General features: G+C 33.7%; 21 protein-coding genes. All 21 read left to right on the forward strand.

Features of this window, described 5'->3' with window-relative positions:
- Window positions 1-37 precede the first annotated feature (37 nt).
- Window positions 38-436: a 30S ribosomal protein S8 gene (gene rpsH / locus ACFS5M_RS05505; RefSeq protein WP_183486608.1), complete on the forward strand. Its 399-nt coding sequence runs from the start codon at window positions 38-40 to the stop codon at window positions 434-436.
- A 17-nt stretch (window positions 437-453) separates the two neighbouring features.
- A complete protein-coding gene (gene rplF, locus ACFS5M_RS05510; protein WP_183486610.1) occupies window positions 454-996 on the forward strand; it encodes a 50S ribosomal protein L6 in 543 nt (180 codons plus the stop codon).
- A 10-nt stretch (window positions 997-1006) separates the two neighbouring features.
- Window positions 1007-1363, forward strand: a complete 357-nt coding sequence (gene rplR / locus ACFS5M_RS05515) for a 50S ribosomal protein L18 (RefSeq protein ID WP_183486612.1) — start codon at window positions 1007-1009, stop codon at window positions 1361-1363.
- Between the two features lie 6 nt (window positions 1364-1369).
- Complete coding sequence (rpsE, locus tag ACFS5M_RS05520) at window positions 1370-1894, forward strand: 30S ribosomal protein S5 (RefSeq protein WP_183486614.1); 525 nt, start codon at window positions 1370-1372, stop codon at window positions 1892-1894.
- A gap of 5 nt (window positions 1895-1899) precedes the next feature.
- Window positions 1900-2082 (forward strand): 50S ribosomal protein L30, encoded by a 183-nt coding sequence (gene rpmD, locus ACFS5M_RS05525; RefSeq protein ID WP_183486616.1) that lies wholly within the window; start codon window positions 1900-1902, stop codon window positions 2080-2082.
- A 12-nt stretch (window positions 2083-2094) separates the two neighbouring features.
- Window positions 2095-2547: a 50S ribosomal protein L15 gene (gene rplO, locus ACFS5M_RS05530; protein ID WP_183486618.1), complete on the forward strand. Its 453-nt coding sequence runs from the start codon at window positions 2095-2097 to the stop codon at window positions 2545-2547.
- A gap of 13 nt (window positions 2548-2560) precedes the next feature.
- A complete protein-coding gene (gene secY, locus ACFS5M_RS05535; protein ID WP_183486620.1) occupies window positions 2561-3904 on the forward strand; it encodes a preprotein translocase subunit SecY in 1344 nt (447 codons plus the stop codon).
- Between the two features lie 10 nt (window positions 3905-3914).
- Window positions 3915-4130 (forward strand): translation initiation factor IF-1, encoded by a 216-nt coding sequence (gene infA / locus ACFS5M_RS05540; protein ID WP_028289261.1) that lies wholly within the window; start codon window positions 3915-3917, stop codon window positions 4128-4130.
- Window positions 4131-4134: 4 nt separating this feature from the next.
- On the forward strand, window positions 4135-4251 hold the full coding sequence (gene ykgO / locus ACFS5M_RS05545) for a type B 50S ribosomal protein L36 (protein WP_010519235.1): 117 nt from the start codon (window positions 4135-4137) through the stop codon (window positions 4249-4251).
- A gap of 2 nt (window positions 4252-4253) precedes the next feature.
- On the forward strand, window positions 4254-4628 hold the full coding sequence (gene rpsM / locus ACFS5M_RS05550) for a 30S ribosomal protein S13 (RefSeq protein WP_183486622.1): 375 nt from the start codon (window positions 4254-4256) through the stop codon (window positions 4626-4628).
- 11 nt (window positions 4629-4639) lie between these two features.
- On the forward strand, window positions 4640-5023 hold the full coding sequence (rpsK, locus tag ACFS5M_RS05555; RefSeq protein WP_183486623.1) for a 30S ribosomal protein S11: 384 nt from the start codon (window positions 4640-4642) through the stop codon (window positions 5021-5023).
- A 121-nt stretch (window positions 5024-5144) separates the two neighbouring features.
- Window positions 5145-5750: a 30S ribosomal protein S4 gene (gene rpsD / locus ACFS5M_RS05560; protein ID WP_183486625.1), complete on the forward strand. Its 606-nt coding sequence runs from the start codon at window positions 5145-5147 to the stop codon at window positions 5748-5750.
- Between the two features lie 95 nt (window positions 5751-5845).
- Window positions 5846-6838, forward strand: coding sequence for a DNA-directed RNA polymerase subunit alpha (locus tag ACFS5M_RS05565; RefSeq protein WP_183486627.1), 993 nt, complete (start codon window positions 5846-5848; stop codon window positions 6836-6838).
- A gap of 61 nt (window positions 6839-6899) precedes the next feature.
- Entirely contained in the window at window positions 6900-7370 is a 471-nt protein-coding gene (gene rplQ / locus ACFS5M_RS05570) for a 50S ribosomal protein L17 (protein ID WP_183486629.1), read from the forward strand.
- 212 nt (window positions 7371-7582) lie between these two features.
- On the forward strand, window positions 7583-8689 hold the full coding sequence (gene carA / locus ACFS5M_RS05575; protein WP_183486631.1) for a glutamine-hydrolyzing carbamoyl-phosphate synthase small subunit: 1107 nt from the start codon (window positions 7583-7585) through the stop codon (window positions 8687-8689).
- Window positions 8690-8706: 17 nt separating this feature from the next.
- Window positions 8707-9996 carry a phosphopyruvate hydratase gene (eno, locus tag ACFS5M_RS05580; protein WP_183486633.1) on the forward strand — a complete coding sequence of 430 codons (1290 nt, stop codon included), beginning with the start codon at window positions 8707-8709 and terminating at the stop codon, window positions 9994-9996.
- Between the two features lie 45 nt (window positions 9997-10041).
- Window positions 10042-12546 carry a PQQ-dependent sugar dehydrogenase gene (locus ACFS5M_RS05585; protein WP_183486635.1) on the forward strand — a complete coding sequence of 835 codons (2505 nt, stop codon included), beginning with the start codon at window positions 10042-10044 and terminating at the stop codon, window positions 12544-12546.
- Window positions 12547-12674: 128 nt separating this feature from the next.
- Entirely contained in the window at window positions 12675-13022 is a 348-nt protein-coding gene (locus ACFS5M_RS05590; RefSeq protein ID WP_183486637.1) for a hypothetical protein, read from the forward strand.
- 19 nt (window positions 13023-13041) lie between these two features.
- A complete protein-coding gene (locus ACFS5M_RS05595) occupies window positions 13042-14721 on the forward strand; it encodes a T9SS type A sorting domain-containing protein (RefSeq protein WP_183486639.1) in 1680 nt (559 codons plus the stop codon).
- 171 nt (window positions 14722-14892) lie between these two features.
- Entirely contained in the window at window positions 14893-16179 is a 1287-nt protein-coding gene (locus tag ACFS5M_RS05600; RefSeq protein ID WP_183486641.1) for a citrate synthase, read from the forward strand.
- 62 nt (window positions 16180-16241) lie between these two features.
- Window positions 16242-17156 carry a dimethylarginine dimethylaminohydrolase family protein gene (locus ACFS5M_RS05605; protein ID WP_183486643.1) on the forward strand — a complete coding sequence of 305 codons (915 nt, stop codon included), beginning with the start codon at window positions 16242-16244 and terminating at the stop codon, window positions 17154-17156.
- Window positions 17157-17158: the final 2 nt, after the last annotated feature.

A 17158-nucleotide genomic window follows, 5' to 3' on the forward strand; every position in this document is an offset into this window, starting at 1 on the left:
CCAACGTTGAAAACCAAAATCACAAAATCAATTAGTTATGTACACAGATCCAATAGCGGATTATTTAACTAGAGTTAGAAATGCAGTAAGAGCCAATCATAGAGTGGTTGAGATTCCTGCATCTAACTTGAAAAAAGAAATCACTAAAATATTATTCGATCAAGGATATATTTTAAGTTACAAGTTTGAAGATGATTCTGTACAAGGAACAATTAAAATTGCTCTTAAGTACAACAAGGAAACTAAAGAACCTGTAATTAAGAAAATTCAAAGAATAAGTAAACCAGGTTTACGTAAGTATGCAAGTTCAAAAGAACTACCTAGAATATTAAATGGTCTTGGTATTGCCATAGTTTCAACTTCTCATGGAGTTATGACTGGTAAACAAGCTCAAAGAGATAATGTAGGTGGTGAAGTACTTTGTTACGTTTACTAATTTAAAGCCCAAAAGAAATGTCAAGAATAGGAAATAATCCAGTAGCCATTCCAGAAGGCGTAACAGTAGACATTAAAGATAATGTTGTTACTGTAAAAGGTAAATTAGGAGAATTAACACAAAACTTTGATACTATTGAAATCAAAGTAGAAGATGGTAATGTTATGGTTACTCGTTCTTCTGACTCTAAAGATCAAAAAGCAAAACATGGTTTATACAGATCATTAATGCATAACATGATTGAAGGTGTATCTAAAGGATGGACTAAAGAATTAGAGTTAGTTGGTGTAGGATATAGAGCGTCAAACCAAGGGCAAAAATTAGATTTAGCTTTAGGTTTTTCTCATAATATAATATTGGATGTTGCTCCTGAAGTGAAAATTGAAACCATTTCAGAAAAAGGAAAAAATCCAATTGTAAAATTAACCTCTTTCGACAAACAATTAGTTGGTCAAGTTGCAGCGAAAATTCGTGGCTTCCGTAAACCAGAACCTTACAAAGGTAAAGGTGTTAAGTTTGTTGGTGAAGAAATAAGAAGAAAAGCAGGTAAATCAGCTTAATAAATAAGTTATGGCACTATCAAAGTACGAAAGAAGAATAAGAATAAAAAACAGAATACGTAAGATTGTATCTGGTACAGAAACTAGACCAAGATTATCTGTTTTTAGAAGTAATAAAGAAATTTATGCTCAATTAGTTGATGATGTAACTGGTAAAACTATCAGTGCTGCATCTTCAAGAGATAAAGACATTAGTTCTGCTAAAGGCAGCAAATCAGAAAAAGCAACTTTAGTTGGTAAAGCTGTTGCCGAAAAAGCATTAAAAGCTGGTATAGATACAATCTCTTTTGACAGAGGTGGATATTTATATCATGGTAGAGTAAAATCATTAGCTGAAGGAGCTAGAGAAGCAGGACTTAAATTCTAAGAAATTATGTATCAAAAATACAAAAGCGCAGAGTTAGTAAAACCAAGTGGATTAGATCTTAAAGATCGTTTAGTTGGTGTACAAAGAGTTACTAAAGTAACAAAAGGTGGTAGAGCATTTGGCTTTTCAGCAATCGTAGTAGTTGGTGATGAAACAGGTGTTGTAGGACATGGTTTAGGAAAATCTAAAGACGTAGCTAGCGCTATTGCAAAAGCAGTAGAAGATGCTAAGAAAAACCTTGTTCGTATTCCTCTAGTTAAAGGAACTTTACCTCATGAACAAAAAGGAAAATTTGGTGGAGCAAGAGTAAACATCATTCCTGCAGCTCCTGGTACAGGAGTAATTGCTGGTGGAGCTGTAAGAACAGTTTTAGAAGCAGTTGGAGTACATGATGTATTATCAAAATCTCAAGGTTCTTCTAATCCTCATAATGTGGTTAAAGCTACATTTGATGCATTATTACAATTAAGAGATGCAAGAACAATTGCTCGTGATAGAGGAGTTTCTCTTGAAAAAGTTTTTAAAGGATAATAACGATGGCAAAGATAAAAGTAAAAAAAGTTAAAAGTGCGATCAATCGTACACTAAGACAAAAGCGTACATTAGAAGCCCTAGGCCTTAGAAAGATTGGACAAGTAGTAGAGCACGATGCCACACCAAATATCCTTGGTATGGTCGCTAAAGTTTCACATTTAGTTTCTGTAGAAGAAACAAAATAATAACACTGAAAAATGGATTTAAGTAATTTAAAACCTGCAGAAGGTTCAGTAAAAAATCAAGGTAAACGTGTAGGACGTGGACAAGGTTCTGGAAAAGGTGGTACTGCAACTCGTGGTCACAAAGGAGCTAAATCTCGTTCTGGTTACTCTAAGAAAGTTGGTTTTGAAGGTGGTCAAATGCCTTTACAACGTCGTGTACCTAAGTTTGGTTTTACTAATATTAACAGAGTTGAATACCAAGGATTAAACCTTGATACATTACAACAGTTAATTGACGATAAGAAAATTAAAGATACTATCGATTTAGATACAATGATAGCGTTACGCTTAGCTGGAAAAAATGATCTAGTTAAAATATTAGGACGTGGAGAATTAAAGTCTAAATTAAAAGTAACAGCTCATAAATTTACAGCTTCAGCAAAAGCAGCTATAGAAGCAGCTGGAGGAGAAGCAGTAACTTTATAATTAAAACAAGCGCATGAAATTTATAGAGACATTAAAAAATGTTTGGAAAATTGAAGAACTAAGAAACCGAATCATCTTAACACTTGGTTTACTATTAGTATATCGTTTTGGTGCACAAGTCGTACTTCCTGGTATTGATGCAGCGCAATTAGAAGGATTACAAGGTAATACCGAAGAAGGATTATTAGGTCTTTTAAACGCATTCACAGGTGGAGCTTTTGCTAACGCATCTGTTTTTGCTCTTGGTATTATGCCTTACATTTCTGCTTCTATTGTTGTTCAGTTAATGGGAATTGCTATTCCTTATTTACAGAAATTACAAAAAGAAGGCGCAAGTGGTCAAAAGAAAATCACGCAAATTACACGTTGGTTAACTATTGCAATCTGTTTGGTTCAAGCACCAGGATATTTAGCAAGTTTACCAGCTTTAGGTATTCCACAATCAGCCTTTTTATTAGGTCAAGGTGGACTGTTCTATTTTTCTTCTGTTATCATATTAGTAACAGGATGTATTTTTGCGATGTGGTTAGGAGAAAAAATAACCGACAAAGGTATTGGTAATGGTATTTCATTATTAATTATGGTTGGTATTATTGCAACCTTACCTAAAAACTTCTTGTTAAACGCTTCTTCTAGATTAGAAGGAAATAATGTGATGTTAATTCTTTTTGAACTTGTAATTTGGTTAGCTATCATATTAGCATCAGTTATGCTTGTTATGGCTGTTAGAAAGATTGCAGTACAATACGCAAGAAGAACAGCTTCTGGTGGTTATGAGAAAAATGTATTCGGTTCTAGACAGTATATTCCATTAAAGCTTAATGCTTCAGGAGTAATGCCAATTATATTTGCTCAAGCTATTATGTTTGTTCCAGGTTTAATAGGTGGATCTTCATTCTTAAAAGATACAGTCGCTGGACAGTGGATGCAAACAAATTTTTCTGATATATTCGGATTTTGGTACAATTTAATATTTGCTTTATTAATTATAGTATTTACTTACTTCTATACTGCAATTACTGTACCTACAAATAAAATGGCTGACGATTTAAAACGTAGTGGTGGATTTATTCCTGGCATTCGCCCTGGAACTGAAACTTCTGAATATTTAGATAAAATCATGTCACAAATAACATTACCTGGTTCTATATTCTTAGCACTAATTGCTGTGTTCCCAGCTTTTATAGTAAAACTAATGAATGTGCAATCTGGTTGGGCCTTATTTTTTGGTGGTACATCACTATTAATTATGGTTGGAGTTGCAATCGACACTATGCAACAAGTAAATTCATACTTGTTAAATAGACACTATGATGGCTTGATGAAAACTGGTAAAAATAGAAAAGCAGTAGCTTAATTATAATACTATGGCAAAACAAGCAGCAATAGAACAAGACGGAACAATTATTGAAGCATTATCAAATGCTATGTTTCGTGTTGAATTAGAAAATGGTCACATTGTGACTGCACATATTTCTGGAAAAATGCGTATGCATTATATCAAATTATTACCAGGAGACAAAGTAAAATTAGAAATGAGTCCTTACGATTTGTCAAAGGCTCGAATAACCTATAGATACTAATACGATGAAAGTAAGAGCATCAATTAAAAAGAGAAGTGCAGATTGTAAAATCGTGCGTAGAAAAGGTAGACTTTACGTAATTAACAAAAAGAATCCTAGATTCAAACAAAGACAAGGATAGTTATGGCAAGAATTGCAGGTGTAGACATACCAAAACAAAAAAGAGGAGTAATCTCTTTAACTTATATCTACGGAGTAGGTAGAAGTAGAGCAAAAGAAATTTTAGCTACAGCTAAAGTTGACGAAAGTATTAAAGTTCAAGATTGGACAGATGATCAAATAGCAGGCATTCGTGATGCTGTTGGATCGTACACGATCGAAGGTGAATTACGTTCTGAAACACAATTAAACATTAAACGATTAATGGATATTGGATGTTACAGAGGAATTCGTCATAGATCTGGTCTTCCTTTAAGAGGACAACGTACTAAAAACAACTCTAGAACGAGAAAAGGTAGAAGAAAAACTGTTGCTAACAAGAAAAAAGCAACTAAATAATAATTAGTAATATGGCAAAGTCAAGTACTAAAAAACGTAAAGTTATAGTAGATGCTGTTGGAGAAGCGCACATTACTGCGTCTTTTAATAACATTATCGTTTCACTTACCAACAAAAAAGGAGATGTTATTTCATGGTCTTCTGCTGGTAAAATGGGATTTAGAGGATCTAAAAAGAACACACCTTATGCTGCGCAATTAGCTGCAGAAGATGCTGCTGCAGTAGCTCAAGAGGCTGGTTTAAAGAAAGTAAAAGTTTACGTTAAAGGTCCAGGTAATGGTAGAGAATCTGCTATTCGTTCAATACATAATGCTGGGATTGAAGTTACAGAAATTATTGATGTTACTCCATTACCACATAATGGATGTAGACCTCCTAAACGTAGAAGAGTTTAATCTGAATAATAATTCAGAAACTTTAAATAAAAAATTAATAACAAGTATCAACTAGAGATCAACGATTATCGAAGGATAAGATTAAGACCTTAATTCATAATCACTCTAAAAAACAATTAAAATGGCAAGATATACTGGTCCTAAAACTAAAATAGCACGTAAATTTGGCGAAGCTATTTTTGGAGAAGATAAATCTTTTGAAAAAAGAAATTACCCTCCTGGTCAACACGGAAACAATAGAAGACGTGGAAAAAAATCTGAATACGCAATCCAATTAATGGAAAAACAAAAAGCTAAATATACTTACGGTATTTTAGAGCGTCAATTTAGAGGTTTATTTAAAAAAGCAACAGCTGCTCAAGGTATTACAGGTGAAGTTTTATTACAACTTTGTGAGTCTAGATTAGACAACGTAGTTTATAGAATGGGTATTTCTCCTTCTAGAAGTGGCGCAAGACAATTAGTATCTCACAGACACATCACTGTAAATGGTCAGTTGGTAAACGTACCTTCTTATTCTTTAAAAGCTGGTGATGTTGTTGCAGTAAGAGAAAAATCTAAATCTCTTGAGGCTATTGAAAGATCACTTTCTAACTCAAGTCACATTTACGAATGGATTACATGGAATAACGATAAAAAGGAAGGAACTTATGTGTCTATTCCTGCTAGAATCCAAATTCCTGAGAACATCAACGAACAGTTTATCGTTGAATTATATTCTAAATAATAAATTAATCATATTGGGATTTAGCCAAAGGATTTATTTGTCTTCTTCAAACTTATAAATCGCGCAACTAAATAACAATTAAAACGAAGAAATATATGGCAGTATTTAATTTTCAAAAACCGGACAAAGTAATCATGATTGATTCTACTGACTTCGAAGGTAAATTCGAATTCAGACCTTTAGAACCTGGTTATGGATTAACAGTTGGAAACGCACTAAGAAGAGTTTTACTTTCTTCTTTAGAAGGATTTGCAATCACATCAGTTAGAATTGAAGGTGTAGATCATGAATTTTCAACTATTGCTGGTGTTGTTGAAGACGTTACAGAAATAATTTTAAATTTAAAACAAATGCGTTTTAAGCGTCAAATTGAAGACGTTGATAACGAATCTGTTTCAATCTCAATTTCTGGTCAAGAACAAATTACAGCTGGAGATTTTCAAAAGTTTATCTCAGGATTTCAAGTTCTAAATTCAGATTTAGTCATCTGTAACTTAGATCCTAAAGTAAACATTAACGTGGAAATTACTATTGAAAAAGGTAGAGGATATGTGCCTGCAGAAGAAAATAAAAAATCATCTGCACCAATAGGAACAATCTTTACAGATTCAATTTACACACCAATAAAAAATGTTAAATATAGCATCGAGAATTTTCGTGTAGAACAAAAAACAGATTACGAAAAATTAGTTTTCGAAATCATTACTGATGGTTCTATCAATCCTCAAGATGCTTTAACCGAAGCAGCAAAAACATTAATTCACCACTTCATGTTATTCTCTGATGAGCGTATCACTTTAGAAGCTGATGAAATTGCTCAAACTGAAACTTATGATGAAGAATCACTTCACATGAGACAGTTACTTAAAACAAAATTAGTTGATATGGACTTATCTGTTCGTGCACTAAACTGTTTAAAAGCTGCTGAAGTAGATACTCTTGGTGACTTAGTATCGTTTAATAAAAACGACTTAATGAAGTTCCGTAACTTCGGTAAAAAATCATTAACAGAGCTTGAAGAGCTTGTCAATGTTAAAGGTTTAAACTTTGGAATGGACCTTTCAAAATATAAATTAGATAAAGATTAATGACTTCATAATTTGCTCCTCAATAGTGAGTCGAGCAAGATGAAGCTAAAACAAAAATGTCATGAGACACGGAAAAAAAGTAAACCACTTAGGTAGACAAACAGCACACAGAAAAGCAATGCTTGCTAATATGGCTTGTTCTCTTATTGAACACAAACGTATTAACACAACTGTAGCGAAAGCTAAAGCTTTAAAACAATTTGTAGAACCTATGATTACAAAATCAAAGGAAGATACAACGCACAACAGACGTATTGTTTTCTCTCGTTTAAGACAAAAAGAAGCTGTGACTGAATTGTTTAGAGAAGTAGCAACTAAAGTTGGCGATCGTCCTGGAGGGTATACTCGTATTATCAAATTAGGAAATCGTTTAGGTGATAATGCTGATATGGCAATGATAGAACTTGTCGATTATAACGAGATCTACAATGCAGATAAGAAAGCGAAGAAAACAACGCGTAGAAGCCGAAGAGGAGGTGCGAAAGCAGTAACACCACCAGTTGAAACTAAAGCGACTAACGAAGAAGAATAAATGTTAATAAGCATTAATAACATAAAGGATAAACTATTTTAGTTTATCCTTTTTTTTATGCAATTTTGTAAAAATTATGGCGTGACCTTTTTTCGCTAAGGCTACAAAAGGTCGGGCTTTCGGCAGTCGCTTTTATAATTTTCAATTATAAAGAGCTTCAACAAAGCCTTAATCCCTCACGCAAAAGCACACAACACAACAACCTAATAACAATGAAATACCAATCCAGAAGAAAAGCATTAATACTCTTAGCAGATGGCACCATTTTTCATGGTAAAGCTGTAGGAAATAAAGAAGGAACAGCCTTTGGCGAAGTTTGCTTTAATACAGGAATGACTGGCTATCAAGAAATTTTTACAGACCCTTCTTATTTTGGCCAACTTATGGTTACCACCAATGCACATATTGGAAACTACGGAACACATAAAGACGAAAATGAATCTAATAATATTAAAATATCTGGACTCATCTGTAGAAATTTTAGCTACGATTATTCTCGTGATGCAGCAGATAGCTCTTTAGAAGACTTTCTAAACGATAATAACCTGTTCGCCATTTCTGATGTCGATACCAGAGCATTGGTAAGCTATATTAGAGATCATGGCGCTATGAATGCTGTAATCTCTTCAGATGTAGAGCATGTAGAAGATTTAAAAAAACAGCTTGCAGACATTCCACAAATGAATGGTTTAGAATTAGCCTCTAAAGTTTCGACTAAAACACCTTACTATTTCGGAAATGAAAAGGCTTCAATTAAAATTGCAGCTTTAGATATTGGCATCAAAAAAAATATCCTTCGTAATTTATCTCAACGTGATGCTTATATTAAAGTGTTTCCATACAATTCTAAATTTGAAGACCTAGAAGCCTTCAATCCCGATGGTTATTTTTTATCTAATGGTCCTGGAGATCCAGAACCTTTAATAGAAGCACAAGAAGTCGCTAAAGAAATCATTAAAAGAGATTTACCCTTATTTGGTATTTGTTTAGGCCATCAAGTGATTGCTTTGGCTAACGGAGTGTCCACTTACAAAATGCATAATGGACATCGAGGAATTAATCATCCTGTGAAAAATTTAATCACAGGAAAAGGAGAAATTACTTCACAAAATCACGGTTTTGCTATTAATAGAGAAGATGCCGAAGCACATCCTGATTTAGAAATTACGCACGTACATTTAAATGATAATACTGTTGCTGGTATTAAAATGAAAAATAAAAATTGTTTTTCTGTACAATACCATCCAGAAGCCAGTCCTGGACCACATGATTCATCATATTTATTTGATGAATTTATTAATAATATTAAATCAAACTAATACAAAGTAAAAAAAGCATGAGCATAATAATAGATATTCGAGCAAGACAAATTTTTGATTCAAGAGGTAACCCAACTGTCGAAGTTGATGTCGTTACAGAAAATGGTGTTATGGGAAGAGCTGCTGTGCCTTCTGGAGCTTCAACAGGTGAACATGAAGCTGTTGAATTACGCGATGGTGGAAACGCTTATATGGGCAAAGGTGTAATCAAAGCAGTAAGCAATGTAAACACCATTATTGCTCAAGAATTATTAGGGGTTTCTGTATTTGACCAAAATGATATCGATCAAATTATGATTGACTTAGATGGCACACCAAACAAATCTAAGTTAGGTGCAAATGCCATTTTAGGCGTGTCTTTGGCGACTGCAAAGGCTGCTGCTAATGAGTTAGGTTTACCCTTGTATCGTTATGTTGGTGGTGTGTCTGCCAATACCTTGCCTGTGCCAATGATGAATATCATTAATGGTGGTTCACATAGTGACGCACCAATTGCATTTCAAGAATTTATGGTAATGCCTGTTAAAGCAGAAAACTTTACTCATGCGATGCAAATGGGAAGTGAGATTTTTCACCATTTAAAAAAAGTATTACACGATAGAGGCCTGAGCACAGCTGTTGGTGATGAAGGCGGATTTGCACCAACTTTAGAAGGTGGAACCGAAGATGCGTTAGAAACAATTGCTAAAGCTGTTACAAACGCAGGTTATAAATTAGGCGACGATGTCATGATTGCCCTAGATTGCGCTGCTGCAGAATTCTATATTGATGGAAAATACGACTATACCAAGTTCGAAGGCGCTTCAGGACAAGTAAGAACAAGCCATGAACAGGCGGATTATTTAGCGGAGTTAGCTTCTAAATATCCTATCATCTCTATTGAAGATGGTATGGATGAAAACGATTGGGAGGGTTGGAAATATTTAACCGAAAAAATTGGTGATAAAGTACAATTGGTAGGTGACGATTTATTTGTAACGAATGTTGAAAGACTGTCTAAAGGAATTAACGAAAACATTGCCAATTCTATCCTAATTAAAGTCAATCAAATAGGAACCTTAACCGAAACAATTGCTGCTGTAAATATGGCTCACAATGCAGGTTATACCTCAGTGATGTCGCATCGTTCTGGTGAAACAGAAGATAATACCATTGCCGATTTAGCTGTGGCTTTAAACACTGGACAAATCAAAACAGGCTCTGCCTCGCGTTCAGATCGTATGGCTAAGTATAACCAGTTATTACGTATTGAAGAAGAGTTAGGAACTGTGGCTTTTTATCCTAAAGAAAAAGCATTTAAAATTTAAAAAAATATATTATATTTTATAACTTGTCAAATAAAAATAACAGCAATGAAAGGAAAATTATTTACATTAATACTAATTTTTATACTTAGCTTCCCAAAGGCTAATGCGCAAGTATTACCTACAGGTTTTTCTATTGTAGAAGTAGTAAACAATATTGAAAATGTATCTTGCTTTACTTTTGTAGATGCAGATAACATTCTAATAGCAAAACAAAGTGGTGAAATTTATCTTTTAAGCAATGGTGTGCTTTCTAGTGAGCCTATAGTTGAAATTCCAACAATTGTCACTTCTGTTGGAGGTGATAAAGGGTTAGTTGGGTTGAAAATGGATCCAGATTACCCTACTTCTCCGTATGTTTATGTTACTTACACTGTTGAATCAGCAGTATATAATAGAATCTCAAGATTTCAGTTTGTAGATTCTGATATAGAACTGAGTTCGGAAGAAGTATTGTTAGATTTACAGCCAATACCAAACAGATGGCATACAGGAGGATCTATAGTTATTGATGATGAAGGGCATCTGTTTAGTTCTACAGGAGATAATAGTAGCCCTGGGAGAGCTCAATTAATGAACTATACGCATGGGAAAATTGTAAGAATCAATAAAGATGGTACCATACCTATTGATAATCCTTTTTATGTCGGAGATGGTAACCCTGAAGATATAATTTGGTCTATGGGATTAAGGAATCCTTATACAATGGCAATTCATAAACCAACTAATACAATTTTTGTAAATGATGTTGGACAGCACCTATGGGAAGAAGTTAATGACGCAAGTATTGGTGGGCGTAATTTTGGTTGGCCCCTAGAAGAAGGTTATAATAGTGAAGGGTCTATATACGACCCCCCTTCTTATGCTTATGGGCATACGGTTGATGATTCTGACAGGCTTGGAAATGCAATTACAGGAGGAGATTTTTACGACCCAATAGACCCAAAATATCCTAGTGAGTATGTTGGAAAGTATTTTTTTCTAGAGTATGATAAACAATGGATTAATTATATAGACCCTGTACTAGATGGACATGATCATATTCATGATTTAACTAACTCAAGAGAAACATTAGGTACCGAAATACCAAGAGGCGGAATTTATTTAACAACAAGCCCAGATGGGTATTTATATTACTTTAGTAGAATTGAAAATACGTTGTATAAAATAGTCTATTATGATGGTGATGAGCCAATAATATTAGAACATCAAGAAGATACTACTACAATGATTGGAGAGCGCACAAGATTTGAAATTACAGCGGTTGGAGCTCCAGAATTAATATATGATTGGTATAAGGATGGAAGTTTAATTAATAGACCAGTAAACACAAATATATATAGCTTTCCTGATACTCAGGTTACTAGAGCTGGCACTTATCAAGTTAAGGTTTCAAATTCTTTTGGTGAAGTTTGGACTAATGAGTGGGAACTTACTGTTATACCTTTTAATGAAGCTCCAGAATGTACAATTGTTTCACCAGAGCCAACTTTAACATATCAAGCAGGAGATATTATTTCATTTGAAGCTACAGCATCAGACACAGAACAAGGTGTTTTGCCTCCCGAGAACTTTGAGTGGTATGTTAATTTTCATCATGATGACCATGTCCATGATGGACCTCCAATTGCCATTGACTTATCTAGTGGGAATTTCACTATACCTGATGTTGGAGAATCATCTTCAAACGTATATTATGAGTTTATTGTTAGAGTTCATGATGATATTGGTCAGGAAACAGAGTCTTCAGTAAATATTTATCCTCAAATATCTTCAGTGAGTTTTGTAACATCACCTCCAGATTTAGAAGTTACAATTGATGGACCTCGTTATCAAACTCCCTTAACAGAAGATTTTGTTGAACATTTAAAGTTGCCAATAGGAGCACCACCATATCAAACATTACCTGGTGTAGGTGCTATTTATAGACTAAGCCATTGGTCTGAAACTGTCGTTGATGATTTATATACTATTCCAGATGATGATATAGAAATTACAGCTCATTTTGCAGAGTGTACTTATCCTGATAATATTGCATTTTTGGCTTTTGAAGAAACGCCTTTTGGTGTTTCATTTAATTGGCCAGCGACAACACTTCCATGTAATCAGGGCTTTACACTTGAAAATTTGAATTCAGCTGAACTATTTGATGTTTTGGCTTTTAGAGATGTTAGCGAATATGATTATTTAGTTGGCGGACTTGAAGAAGGAGTAGAATATCAATTTAGAGTACAGGCTTATAACGAATATGGTGTGTCTGATTATACGTATGTTAGTTTCACATTAGGTGTAGACGATACAAATCAATTAAGTCATGTATCTGTATTTCCAAATCCAGTACAAAATTATTTTGTTCTTGACGGATTAAAAGTTGAAGCACCTTATGAAATTAATATGTATTCAATTCTTGGTCAGTCTGTCAATCGCCTACTTGTTAGTAATTTAGATGGAAATCAACTTCAGTATGATGTGTCAAAACTATCTAAAGGAGTCTATTTCTTAAGATTGTCTTCTGAAGGCAAAGAAAAGACATTTAAGATTATAAAAAACTAACATCAAGTTGATTAAGTAAACTCATTTATTTTAAATAAAAAAAACCTGTAAAAAATATTTTACAGGTTTTTTGTTTTTCACACGCAACCTTTTACTAATTATTGCATCTATAAAGTAAACTACCAACTATGAAAAAATTAATCCTCCTCCTTATACTTTGTTCTTTTGGATATACACAAGCGCAAATAGTAAATGTTCCAGATGAGAATTTTAAAGCCGCTTTGTTAGAAGCATCTCCAGATAATATTATTGCGAGTAATCTAAGCGGGAGTTACTATAAAATTGATGCCAATGACGATGGTGAAATTCAAGAAAGTGAAGCTTTGAATACTTCTTCATTGATAGTTTATGGTAGAAATATAAATAACTTAGAAGGATTACAAGCATTTACGAACCTTCTTAGTTTGGATTGTAGTAGTAACAATTTAACTGAGATAGATTTGCCAAAATATAAACTTAATAACTCTAAGGGTTGAAATTAACCAGTTAACAGGTTTGGATTTATCCCAAAATACAAATTTAACTAATTTAAGATGCAGTGAGAATAGTTTAAATTCGTTAGACCTTTCAAACAATGTATTACTTGAATATGTAACGGGTTTTTTCAATAACATCACGCATTTAGATCTTTCACAGAATGGATTGTTAAATGTCGCGTCATTTGGTTATAATGATTTAATAGAAGTTAATGCTAAAAATGGTAAAAATGAAAGAATATATTTAGATCCCAATGCTAACCTTGCTTATCTCTGTATAGATGAAAATGACTTGAATTCCTTAGATCAAGTTCCAGAAAATGTAGTAATCAGTTCTTATTGTAATTTTACGCCAGGAGGGAATTACAATACCATTACTGGTCAAGTGTTTTTTGATGTTGATAGTGATGGTTGTAATATAGGCGATGTACCAGCTTTAAATACAAAAGTAGAAATTTACGATGGAACTGAATATGGCGTAACGTATGTTGATGAATATGGTAATTATACTTTTTATGTAGACAGCGGAAGTTTTACAGTTGTTGCAAAAAATGAAAATTATGGTTGTTTTGATAATATTCCTACATTATCTACAGTTAACTTTGAAAATAATTTTAACAATTCAATTTCTAGAGATTTCTGCCTCTCGTCAAATACGAGTTGCATTGATGTAGAAATAGTAATCATTCCAAATATTCTTCCTCGTCCGGGATTTGATGCTAGTTACCAATTAGTTTATCATAATAAAAGTAACGAAACAGTTTCTGGAAATATAGAATTTAATTTTGACGACTCCATTTTAGATTATATATCTTCTTCTATACCATTAGATAATCAAGTCGAAGGAGGTTTATTTTGGAACTATAGTGATTTAACTCCTTTTGAAACTAGAGTTATTGAAGTCACATTAAATGTGAATGGCCCAACTGAAACTCCACCAGTAGATATTGACGATACTTTGGTTTTTTTAGCTACTATTGAGCCTATTGAAGAAGACCAAACGCCAATTGACAATTTTTTTAAATTGGATCAATTAATTAGAGGTTCTTTCGACCCAAATGATAAAACCTGTTTAGAAGGTGAGTCGCTCGAACCAGAGATGATTGGTGAGTATTTACATTATAATATCAATTTTGAAAATACAGGAACAGCAGCAGCAACCTTTGTGGTTGTTAAAGATGTGATTGATGAAAGTATGTTTGATATGAATACCTTACAAGTCATGTTTGCATCACATGAAATGGTAACAAACATAACAGGAAATAAAGTTGAATTCATCTTCGATAATATTAACCTAGAACCAGAAGACAAAGGCAATGTACTGTTTAAAATAAAAACCTTAAATAGTTTAGCGATAGATGATTCGGTGACTAATAGCGCAGAAATTTTCTTCGATTACAATTTTCCAATAGAAACTAACACCACAACCACAACTTTTGAAACCTTATCTGTTGATGAATTTGAATGGAGTAATGCCATTAGTATGTTTCCAAATCCAGTAAGAGATGTTCTTGAAATTAAGGCAGAAGCACTAATGGAATTGATATCAGTTTACGATGTACAAGGCAGAAAAGTGTTTTCAAAAATCATAAACGCGTCTAACACGTCTATTAATGTTTCTAATTTTACGAGTGGTATTTATTTTTTAAACATTCAAACCAATCGTGGTGAACAGGTGGAGAAAATAATAAAAAATTAAAAGGACAGGACAACAATTTAAAGGGAATATGATGTTTTTATATTCCCTTTTTTTATACTATCAATTTTAATAATCATATTATTGAAAATTCCTTGGTCACTTCGCTTTAAAAATCGTGTGATTTTTCGTAATTTAGCCTTCCGAAAAATAAAACAATAGTCAAGAATACGTATGTCAAAAACAGCTACACTAGAAATTGATGGAAATAAGTATGAGTTCCCTTTAACTGTAGGAACAGAAAACGAAGTTGCCATAGATATTAAAACCTTAAGAGGCGTAACAGGAGGAGTAACCACTATAGACCCAGGATATAAAAACACAGGTGCTTGCGAAAGTGCTATAACGTTTTTAAATGGAGAAGAAGGTATTTTAAGATATCGAGGCTATTCTATTGAAGAGTTAGCTGAAAAAGCAGACTTTTTAGAAGTAGCGTTCTTACTTATATTTGGTGAATTACCAACCAAAGAGCAACTTGAAAAATTCCATTCAGATATTAAAGCACAATCTGTTGTTGATGATGATGTTCGAAAAATCATAGATGCATTTCCAAAGTCGGCACATCCAATGGGTGTTATCTCATCTTTAACCAGTGCCTTAACTGCGTTTAACCCTTCTTCTGTGAATGTAGATTCTGAAGAGGAAATGTATAATGCTATTGTTAGAATTTTAGGAAAATTCCCAGTGCTTGTAGCTTGGACCATGCGTAAAAAACATGGATTGCCATTAGACTATGGTGATAATACCTTAGGTTATGTAGAAAACATCTTAAAAATGATGTTTAAAAAACCTAATGAAGAGTATAAGCAAAACCCAATTCTAGTGGATGCTTTAGATAAATTATTAATCTTACATGCCGATCATGAGCAAAACTGCTCTACATCTACAGTACGTATTGTAGGATCTGCACATACTGGTTTATTTGCTTCGGTTTCTTCTGGTATTTCTGCACTTTGGGGACCATTACATGGTGGAGCCAATCAAGCCGTTTTAGAAATGCTTAGCGCCATTCAAGAAGATGATGGCGATACAAAAAAATATATGGCAAAAGCCAAAGACAAAGAAGATCCTTTCCGTTTAATGGGCTTTGGACATCGTGTCTATAAAAACTTTGACCCAAGAGCAAGAATCATTAAAGTCGCTGCAGATGAGGTGTTAGCAGATTTAGGTGTTGAAGATCCTATTTTGGGCATTGCAAAAGGTTTAGAGCAAGAAGCCTTAAACGATGATTACTTTGTGAAACGTAAATTGTATCCAAATGTAGATTTTTATTCAGGAATTATATATAGAGCAATGGGTATTCCAACAGAAATGTTTACCGTTATGTTTGCACTTGGTCGTTTACCAGGATGGATTGCACAATGGCGTGAAATGCGTTTAAGAAAAGAGCCTATTGGACGTCCAAGACAAGTTTATATTGGCGAAAATAGTCGTTCATTTAAAGATATAAAGAACAGGTAAGTATAATTAATACTATTGAAGCTTCATAAGTCATTATGAAGCTTTTTTTTTATATTTACAGCATGCTAAAACTAAACGTCAAAAACGAAACATCACGATTAAGAGCTGTTGTACTTGGTACTGCAGAAAGCAATGGACCAACACCAACTGTAGAGGAAGCGTACGACCCAAAATCTTTAGAGCATATCAAAGCAGGAACCTATCCTGTTGAAGCTGATATGATTCCTGAAATGGAAGCTGTGGCTGCTGTGTTTAAGAAGTATGATGTACAAGTGTTTCGACCAGAAATAATTAAAGAGTGTAACCAAATCTTTACACGTGATATTGCTTTTGTGATAGATGATAAGTTTGTAAAAGCGAATATGCTTCCCGATAGAGAACAAGAGTTTGAAGCTATTGAACATGTCTGGACACAAGTACCAAAAGAACAAAGAATTAAACTGCCTGAGTATTGCCATATTGAAGGTGGCGATGTCATGCTTTATAACGACCACATTTTTATAGGTACCTATTCAGGAGAAGATTATGCCGATTATATTATAGCGCGAACAAATATGGATGCCGTAATAGCGATTCAAGAATTGTTTCCGCATAAAATTGTGAAATCGTTCGAATTGCGCAAATCCAACACCAATCCTAGAGAAAACGCGTTGCACTTAGATTGTTGTTTTCAGCCTGTTGGTAAAGACAAAGCCATTTTGCATCGCAATGGGTTTTTAGTTGAAAGTGAATATGAATGGTTAGTCAATTTCTTCGGAAAGGAAAATATTTTTGAAATCACTAAAGATGAAATGTATAACATGAACAGTAATATTTTTTCTATTGCTGAAGATGTAGTGATTTCTGAACAAAATTTTACACGTTTAAACACCTGGTTACGCGACAATGGTTTTACAGTAGAAGAAGTACCTTATGCCGAAATAGCAAAACAGGAAGGCTTATTACGCTGTAGCACTTTACCTTTAATAAGAGATTAATA

This window comes from Lacinutrix iliipiscaria (genome assembly GCF_042686125.1).
Lineage (GTDB): Bacteria > Bacteroidota > Bacteroidia > Flavobacteriales > Flavobacteriaceae > Oceanihabitans > Oceanihabitans iliipiscarium.